The organism is Nocardioides sp., assembly GCF_030655615.1.
Classification (GTDB): Bacteria; Actinomycetota; Actinomycetes; order Propionibacteriales; family Nocardioidaceae; genus Nocardioides.
The window spans coordinates 1-8,197 of record NZ_JAURVJ010000226.1; the positions used below are offsets into that span (position 1 = coordinate 1).

The window sequence follows — 8,197 nt, forward strand, 5'->3', positions numbered from 1 at the left end:
GCGTCGTGCACCTCGCGATTGCCGGTCCCGGCTGCGGGGCGCCTCGTTGAGACCCCCGTCACCAGCCGCTACCGTCGTGCCGCCCGTGGCACTCCGCAGTGGCCACGGCACGAGGAAGGGCCACGGTCCCGATGGTTCGCAGCACGCGCAAGCTCGCCCAGGTCGCTCGCAAGGCGCTGACCCGTACGCCGAAGGCCGCGGCCTCCACCACCGAGCCGGCCCAGAAGACCCCGGCCAAGAAGGCCGCGCCCGCCAAGAAGGTCGCGCCGCCCGCGAAGAAGTCCGCGCCGGCGAAGAAGACTCCTGTTCCCGCCAAGAAGGCGGCGACCCCCGCCAAGAAGGCGGCGCCCCCCGCGAAGACGGCGGCGGCCCCCGCCAAGAAGGCCGTGACCCCGGCCAAGAAGGCGGCCCCGGCCAAGAAGGCTCCAGCCCCCGCGAAGACGGCGGCGGCCCCGGCGACGCCGGCTCCCGTCACCGAGCCAGCCCCGGCCGAGAAGGCGGCCCCGGCCGAGAAGGCGGCCCCGGCCAAGAAGGCGGCCCCCGCCAAGAAGGCGGCCCCGGCGAAGAAGACGGCCGCGGCCAAGAAGGCCTCGCCGAGCGCCCTGGTGGTCCAGGAGGGCGAGTCGGCCTGGACCAAGGCCGAGCTCAAGGAGGTCCTCGACGAGCTCCACGAGCAGACCACCCACAGCAACGAGATCGTCGGGGCCATGGAGGAGGAGATCGCCGGGCTCCTGCGCGACTCCGGCGACGGGGCCGGTCAGGACCAGGCCGACCTCGGCGCGTCCAGCTTCGAGCGCGACCACGAGCTCACCGTGCTCAGCAACGAGCGCGACAAGCTCGCCCAGATCGAGCGGGCCCTGGCCCGCATCGACGACGGCACCTACGGGGTCTGCGAGTCGTGCGGCAACCCCATCGGGAAGAATCGGTTGATGGCGTTTCCGCGTGCGACACTGTGCATGACATGCAAGCAGCGCGAGGAACGCCGGTAGGCCCATCACTCCGGCGCCGCCTGCTCTTCGCGGCGATCGCCCTCGCGGCCTACGCCGTCGACCAGGTCTCCAAGCTCCTGGCCGTCGAGCGGCTCGAGGGTCAGCCCGACGTGCACGTGATCGGTGACGTCCTGCAGCTCCACCTGACCTACAACCCCGGTGCGGCGTTCAGCACCGGCACGGGTCTCACGCCGCTCATCACCGCCGTGGCCATCGGCGCGACGCTCGCCGTCCTCTGGTACTCCCGACGCATCGGCAGCGCGACCTGGGCCGTGGCCCTCGGGCTCCTGCTCGCCGGCATCACCGGCAACCTGACCGACCGGCTGCTGCGAGACCCCAGCCCGCTGCGCGGCCACGTCGTCGACTTCCTCCAGCTCCCGAACTGGCCGATCTTCAACGTCGCCGACATCTGCATCAACGTCGCCGCTGCGCTGATCGTCATCCAGGCGCTCCGCGGCATCCGCCTCGACGGCACCCGCGCCGACGCCGACACGGCCGCCGAGGTCGCCGGCGCCGAGGCCGACCGTACCGACGCCGACCCCACCGACGCCGACCGCGCCGACCGCACCGACGACGTGCTGCGGGAGCGGTCGGAGTGAGCAACTCGGAGCACCGCAGCCTGCCCGTGCCCGACTCGCTCGCCGGCGAGCGCGTCGACTCCGCGATGGCGCAGATGTTCGGCCTGTCGCGCACCTACTCCGCCGAGCTGATCTCCCGCGGCCTGGTGCTGCTCGACGGCGCCTCGGTGAGCAAGAGCGACCGGGTGCTGCCCGGCATCCACCTCGACGTCGAGATCCCCGTCGAGGTCGACCCGCTCGAGATCGTCCCCGAGGTCGTCGAGGGCATCGGGATCATCCACGACGACGAGTCGATCGTCGTGATCGACAAGCCGGTCGGGGTCGCCGTGCACCCCTCGCCCGGCTGGTCCGGCCCCACCGTCGTCGGCCACCTCGCCGGCGCCGGGTTCCGCATCGCCACCTCCGGTGCGTCCGAGCGGCAGGGGATCGTCCAGCGGCTCGACGTCGGCACGTCCGGCGTCATGGTCATCTGCAAGTCCGAGCACGCCTACTCGGTGCTCAAGAACGCCTTCCGCGAGCGTACCGTCGACAAGACCTACCACGCGCTGGTGCAGGGCCATCCCGACCCGCACGAGGGCACGATCGACGCCCCGATCGCCCGGCACCCCGGCGCAGACCACCGCTTCGCGGTCCTCGACGGCGGCCGTCCCAGCGTCACCCACTACGAGACGCTCGAGGCCCACCGGTTCGCGAGCCTGCTCGAGGTCCACCTCGAGACCGGGCGCACCCACCAGATCCGGGTGCACATGTCGGCGCTCAAGCACCCCTGCGTCGGCGACCTCACCTACGGCGCCGACCCCACCCTGGCCAAGCGGTTCGCCGTGACCCGCCAGTGGCTGCATGCCGTCAAGCTCGGTTTCGAGCACCCCGACACCGGCGAACAGGTCGAGTACGTCTCCTCCTACCCCGACGACCTCGCCCGCTCGCTCGAGCTCGTCCGTGAGTCCCACTGACGTCCAGCTCCGGCGGGCCACCGTCGACGATGCGGCCGCGGTCGCGGCGGTGCACCTCGCCGCGCGGCGAGCAGCTCCCATGCCGTCGAGCGTCCACGCCGACGAGGAGGCCGAGCCCTTCCTGGCCGCCCGGCTGGCCGACGACGAGGCGTGGGTGGCCGAGGTCGACGACCACGTCGTCGGCTACGTCCGGCTGACCGAGACCTGGCTGGACGACCTCTACGTCGACCCGGCCCACGCCGGCCAGGGCATCGGCTCGATGCTGCTCGACGTGGCCAAGGCCGTCCGCCCGGCCGGCTTCTCGCTGTGGGTCTTCGAGATGAACCTGCCGGCCCGCGCCTTCTACGCGCGCCACGGCCTCGTCGAGCGCGAGCACACCGACGGCAGCGACAACGAGGAACGCTCGCCCGACCTGCGGATGTCGTGGGACGATCCTGCCTCGTCCTGAGGGGGCCCGATGTTCGACGCCGAGAAGGCACCCGTCGAGCGCAGTCGCGGTGCGCTCGGGTTCGCCGCCGTCCTGCTGCTCGTCCTGGTGGTCCTCGTCCTCGCCGGGCGCCACGAGATCGCCCGGTCGTGGGGCCTGACCGGCGAGCAGGGTGAGCTGGTGGTCGACGGCTGCTCGCGCGACGTCGTCGGCGAGGACGAGCAGCGGGCGACGTGCCACGGTGAGTTCCGTCCCGACGACGGGGGAGAGCCCTACGTCGTCGAGGCGCGGCTCGCGGCCGGCGCGGGCGACGTCGTGACCGTCGGCGCCGACGGACCCGACGAGGCGGCCTACCGCTCCGACGTGTGGGGCCGGTGGGCGGCGGTGTCGTTGCCGCTGCTGCCGCTGGCGTTCCTCTGGCTGCTGCCCTGGGCCCGTCGGATGCTCCGCGGCCAGGGCCGGGCCAGCCGGTGCGAGGTCCTGACGTTCCTCGGGGCCGGGGTCGCTCCCTTCGTGGTGCTCCTGCTGGCCGGTGTCGTGGGTTTCCTCGTGTCGCTCGCCACCACCTGACCCGCTGGGACGAAAACGTCGGTGGTTGCTGTCACGCTGGACCTGATGGCTCGCGTAGGCTGGCGTTCCTTCCCCCAGGATCGACGTTCTTCCCCCGCCGGCCTGTCGTTCATCGCCCGTCACCCGGGCGTCAGCATGCCCGCACGCACGACCTGAGGAGCGCCCACCCGATGCCGACCGGCGACCCCTTCGTCCACCTCCACGTCCACACCGAGTACTCCATGCTCGACGGGGCGGCGCGGCTCGGCGCCCTGGCCAACCGAGCCGCCGAGCTGGGCCAGCCGGCGGTCGCAATGACCGACCACGGCAACGTGTTCGGGGCCTACGAGTTCTACTCCAAGGCCAAGGCCGCGGGGGTCAAGCCGATCATCGGCATCGAGGCCTACATGGCCCCCAACATCAGCCGGTTCGAGCGCAAGCGCGTCAACTTCTACGGCGGCGGGCCCGACGACGTCTCCTCGCGCGGCGCCTACACCCACATGACGCTGCTCTCCGAGACGACCGAGGGCATGCACAACCTGTTCCGGCTCTCGACCGGCGCGTGGCGCGACGGCTTCTTCCAGCACCCGCGCGCCGACCGCGACCTGCTGACCAAGCACGGCAAGGGACTCATCGGCACCACCGGCTGCCCCTCCGGCGAGGTCCAGGTCCACCTGCGCCACGGCGCCTACGACGCCGCCCGCCAGACCGCCGCCGACTTCCAGGACATCCTGGGGCGCGACAACTACTTCCTCGAGCTCATGGACCACGGCCTCGACATCGAGCGCCGCGTCCGCGACGGGCTGCTGCGGCTGGCCAAGGACCTCCAGATCCCGCTGCTGGCCACCAACGACTCCCACTACGTCAACAAGGAGGACGCGCCGTCGCAGGAGCACCTCCTGTGCATCAACTCCGGCTCGACGATGGACATCCCGGCCGGCGACGGCCCGGGCCAGCGGTTCGCGTTCAGCGGCGACGGCTACTACCTCAAGACGGCCGAGGAGATGCGCCACCTGTGGCGCGACTTCCCCGAGGCCTGCGACAACACCCTGCTGATCGCCGAGCGCTGCGACGTCGCGTTCACCGAGGGCAGCGGCACCTTCATGCCCAAGTTCCCGTGCCCGCCCGGCGAGAACGAGGACTCCTGGATGGTCAAGGAGGTCGAGCGCGGCCTCCAGGTCCGCTACAAGGGCGCCGTGCCCGACGACGTCCGCAAGCAGGCCGAGTTCGAGATCGACGTCATCACGCGGATGGGCTTCGCCGGCTACTTCCTCGTCGTCGCCGACTTCATCAACTGGGCCAAGAACAACGGCATCCGCGTCGGTCCCGGCCGCGGTTCCGGTGCGGGCTCGATGGTCGCCTACGCGATGCGCATCACCGACCTCGACCCGCTCGTCCACGGCCTGATCTTCGAGCGGTTCCTCAACCCCGACCGCGTCTCGATGCCCGACTTCGACATCGACTTCGACGAGCGTCGTCGCGGCGAGGTCATCCGCTACGTCACCGACAAGTACGGCGACGAGCGCGTCTCGATGATCGTCACCTACGGCACGATCAAGGCCAAGCAGGCCGTCAAGGACTCCTCGCGCATCCTCGGCTACCCGTTCGCGATGGGTGACCGGATCACCAAGGCGATGCCGGCCGCGGTGATGGGCAAGGACGTCCCGCTCCAGGAGATCTTCAACCCCCAGCACAAGCGGTTCGGCGAGGGCGGCGAGTTCCGCCAGCTCTACGACGGCGACCACGACGTCAAGAAGGTCGTCGACACCGCCATGGGCATCGAGGGCCTCAAGCGGCAGTGGGGCGTGCACGCCGCCGGCGTGATCATGTCGAGCGAGCCGCTGCTCGACATCATCCCGATGCTCAAGCGCCCCGCCGACGGCGTGATGATCACGCAGTTCGACTACCCGACCTGCGAGAACCTCGGCCTCATCAAGATGGACTTCCTGGGGCTGCGCAACCTCACCGTCCTCGACGACGCCCTCAAGAACATCCAGGCCAACCGCGGCGAGTCGGTCGTCCTCGAGGACCTCGAGCTCACCGACGAGGCGACCTACGCGTTGCTCCAGCGCGGCGACACCCTCGGCGTCTTCCAGCTCGACGGCGGCCCGATGCGGGCGCTGCTCCGCTCGATGCGGCCCGACACGTTCGAGGACATCTCCGCCGTCGGCGCGCTCTACCGGCCCGGTCCGATGGGCGCCGACTCGCACAACAAGTACGCCCGCCGCAAGACCGGTCGCGAGCCCGTCGAGGCGCTCCACCCCGAGCTGGCCGAGGCCCTCGAGGACGTCCTGGGCGAGACCTACGGCCTGATCGTCTACCAGGAGCAGGTCATGGCGATCGCCCAGAAGCTCGCGGGCTACACGCTGGGCCAGGCCGACATCCTGCGTCGCGCCATGGGCAAGAAGAAGAAGGAGGAGCTCGACAAGCAGTTCGCGGGCTTCTCGGCCGGCATGACCGAGCGTGGGTTCAGCCACGGCGCCATCAAGGCCCTGTGGGACACCCTGCTGCCGTTCTCCGACTACGCCTCAACAAGGCCCACTCGGCGGCCTACGGCCTGGTGTCCTACTGGACCGCCTACCTCAAGGCCAACTACCCCGCCGAATACATGGCGGCGCTGCTCACCTCGACGCGCGACGACAAGGACAAGTCGGCGATCTACCTCAACGAGTGCCGCCGGATGAAGATCCAGGTGCTCCCGCCCGACGTCAACGAGTCGGCCGCCGACTTCACCCCCGTCGGCCGCGACATCCGCTTCGGCCTCACCGCCGTGCGCAACGTGGGCGCCAACGTCGTCGACGGCATCGTCTCCGGCCGCACCGACAAGGGCCGCTACGCCGACTTCAACGACTTCATGAGCAAGGTCCCCGCCCTGGTCTGCAACAAGCGGGTGCTCGAGTCGCTCATCAAGGCCGGCGCGTTCGACGAGATGAAGCTCAAGCGCCGTGCTCTCGTCGCGATCCACGAGACCGCCGTCGACCAGTACGTCGACATCAAGCGCAACGAGGCCATCGGGCAGGACTCGCTGTTCGCCGGGCTCGACGACGAGGACGACGGGCTGGCCGGCTTCGGCATCGACGTCACGGTCCCCGACATCGACGAGTGGGACAAGATGACCCTGCTCGGCCACGAGCGCGACATGCTCGGCCTCTACGTCTCCGACCACCCGCTCCTCGGCCTCGAGCACGTCCTGTCCCAGGGCACCGACTGCACCATCGGACAGCTCATGCTCGACGAGGAGCGCACCGACGGCTCCCCGATCACCATCAGCGGCCTGGTCACCTCGGTGCAGCGCAAGATCACCAAGCGCGGCGACGCCTGGGCGATGATCACCCTCGAGGACCTCGACGGCGCCATCGACGTGCTGCTCTTCCCCAGCAGCTACCAGCTGGCGAGCCCGTTGCTGCAGGAGGACGCGATCCTCACGGTCAAGGGCCGGCTGTCCAAGAGCAAGGACCAGCCCGAGATCCACGGTCAGGAGGTCTCGATGCCCGACCTGTCCGAGGGGCCGAGCGGCCCGGTCACGATCAGCCTGCCCTCGACCCGCTGCACCGCGCCCGTCATCGAGCAGCTCAAGGACGTCCTCGGCACCCACCCCGGCATGACCGAGGTCCGCCTCCGCCTGCTGTCGCGCCAGTCGACCAAGGTCATGCGGCTCGACGACCGGCTCCGGGTCACGCCTACCCCCGCCCTCTTCGCCGACTTGAAGCAGCTGCTCGGACCGGGTTGTCTGGCGGGGTGACCACCGACCTCCCGGCGACCCCTGCTGTCGCCGCCCCGCCCGCGCGCCCCCGACCGCGGCGTCGCTGGCGACGGATCGTCGTCGAGAACCTGGCGGTCGTCGCGGTCTTCGTCGCCGCCGGAGTCGGTGGCGGCTTCCTGTGGTCGCGGCTGTGGGACCCGCCGATGGGGGCGGTCCAGGACGGCGAGTGGCTCTACCTCGACTACGCGACGATCGGTCACGTCTTCTCCGGCACCGCGCTCTACGTCGTGATCGGCGTCCTGGGCGGGCTCGCCCTCGGGATCCTCGCCGCGTTCGCCTGCCGCGCCTCCGAGGTCGTGACCCTGGCGGCCATCCTCGTCGGCAGCGCGCTGGCGGGCTACCTCGCCTACCGCATCGGTCTCGAGCGCAGCCCCGCCAACCCGCGGCTGCTCGCGCTCGTGCTGCCCGACGAGACCGTGCTCCCCGGCGCCCTGCGCGTGTCGGGCCACAGCCCGTTCGTGGCGTGGCCGTTCGGCGCCCTGGTCGGGCTCGCGACGACCTACCTCTTCACCTCGGGCGTCTCGGCCGGCGCCGACAACGCCCGGCGCGTCGAGCTCGGTGGACCCGGTGCCGGCCCGGGGACACCCGGCGTCACGGCCGCGCCGACACATCGCGGCTGAGCCCGCGAACTCACCCCGATCGAGTCCTCGGTGGGTCAGACTGCGGCGACGCCTCGCGGTTGACCCGGAACCCCAGCGGGTAGGCGAGCGTCGTACCACCCGTTCGACTCGCTCCGAGCCACGCGCGACCTCCCGCGGCTCACCGCCCGAAAAGAGACGGCCCATGTCCAGCAGCTACCCGCCCGTCGGTCCCCCCAGCGGCCCTCCCAGCGGCCCTCCCAGTGGCCCCCCGACCGGCCCCCCGACCGGCCCCCCGAGCGGCCAGCCGGTCGGCCCGCCCCCGCCGCCCCCCTACGGCAGCAGCCCGGAGTTCCTCGA

The 8,197-nt window shown here is 71.1% G+C and carries 8 protein-coding genes; all 8 read left to right on the top strand.

Features of this window, described 5'->3' with window-relative positions; all coding sequences use genetic code 11:
• The first annotated feature begins 131 nt into the window (after positions 1-131).
• The 8 genes from Q7T52_RS19775 to Q7T52_RS19805 all read left to right on the top strand — a co-directional run bounded on the left by Q7T52_RS19775 (position 132) and on the right by Q7T52_RS19805 (position 7,879).
• Positions 132-989 carry a TraR/DksA C4-type zinc finger protein gene (locus tag Q7T52_RS19775; protein WP_304805269.1) on the top strand — a complete coding sequence of 286 codons (858 nt, stop codon included), beginning with the start codon at positions 132-134 and terminating at the stop codon, positions 987-989.
• Positions 962-1,588 carry a signal peptidase II gene (lspA, locus tag Q7T52_RS19780; RefSeq protein WP_304805270.1) on the top strand — a complete coding sequence of 209 codons (627 nt, stop codon included), beginning with the start codon at positions 962-964 and terminating at the stop codon, positions 1,586-1,588. The genes Q7T52_RS19775 and lspA overlap by 28 nt, the downstream gene beginning before the upstream one ends.
• Positions 1,585-2,520: an RluA family pseudouridine synthase gene (locus tag Q7T52_RS19785; protein WP_304805271.1), complete on the top strand. Its 936-nt coding sequence runs from the start codon at positions 1,585-1,587 to the stop codon at positions 2,518-2,520. Before lspA ends, Q7T52_RS19785 begins: the two co-directional genes overlap by 4 nt.
• Positions 2,507-2,968 carry a GNAT family N-acetyltransferase gene (locus Q7T52_RS19790; protein WP_304805272.1) on the top strand — a complete coding sequence of 154 codons (462 nt, stop codon included), beginning with the start codon at positions 2,507-2,509 and terminating at the stop codon, positions 2,966-2,968. Before Q7T52_RS19785 ends, Q7T52_RS19790 begins: the two co-directional genes overlap by 14 nt.
• Positions 2,969-2,977: 9 nt before the next feature.
• Positions 2,978-3,517: a hypothetical protein gene (locus Q7T52_RS19795; protein WP_304805273.1), complete on the top strand. Its 540-nt coding sequence runs from the start codon at positions 2,978-2,980 to the stop codon at positions 3,515-3,517.
• A gap of 170 nt (positions 3,518-3,687) precedes the next feature.
• Positions 3,688-6,180, top strand: coding sequence for a DNA polymerase III subunit alpha (gene dnaE, locus Q7T52_RS19800; protein ID WP_370692349.1), 2,493 nt, complete (start codon positions 3,688-3,690; stop codon positions 6,178-6,180).
• A complete protein-coding gene (locus Q7T52_RS20690; protein ID WP_370692350.1) occupies positions 6,177-7,238 on the top strand; it encodes an OB-fold nucleic acid binding domain-containing protein in 1,062 nt (353 codons plus the stop codon). The genes dnaE and Q7T52_RS20690 overlap by 4 nt, the downstream gene beginning before the upstream one ends.
• Positions 7,235-7,879 carry a hypothetical protein gene (locus Q7T52_RS19805; protein WP_304805274.1) on the top strand — a complete coding sequence of 215 codons (645 nt, stop codon included), beginning with the start codon at positions 7,235-7,237 and terminating at the stop codon, positions 7,877-7,879. Before Q7T52_RS20690 ends, Q7T52_RS19805 begins: the two co-directional genes overlap by 4 nt.
• Positions 7,880-8,197: the final 318 nt, after the last annotated feature.

What these genes read in the sequence shown, in the direction of transcription:
- Q7T52_RS19775 (WP_304805269.1), top strand. Translation starts at nt 132, where the DNA reads ATGGTTCGCAGCACGCGCAAGCTCGCCCAGGTCGCTCGCAAGGCGCTG.
- lspA (WP_304805270.1), top strand. Translation starts at nt 962, where the DNA reads ATGCAAGCAGCGCGAGGAACGCCGGTAGGCCCATCACTCCGGCGCCGC.
- Q7T52_RS19795 (WP_304805273.1), top strand. Translation starts at nt 2,978, where the DNA reads ATGTTCGACGCCGAGAAGGCACCCGTCGAGCGCAGTCGCGGTGCGCTC.
- dnaE (WP_370692349.1), top strand. Translation starts at nt 3,688, where the DNA reads ATGCCGACCGGCGACCCCTTCGTCCACCTCCACGTCCACACCGAGTAC.
- Q7T52_RS20690 (WP_370692350.1), top strand. Translation starts at nt 6,177, where the DNA reads ATGAAGATCCAGGTGCTCCCGCCCGACGTCAACGAGTCGGCCGCCGAC.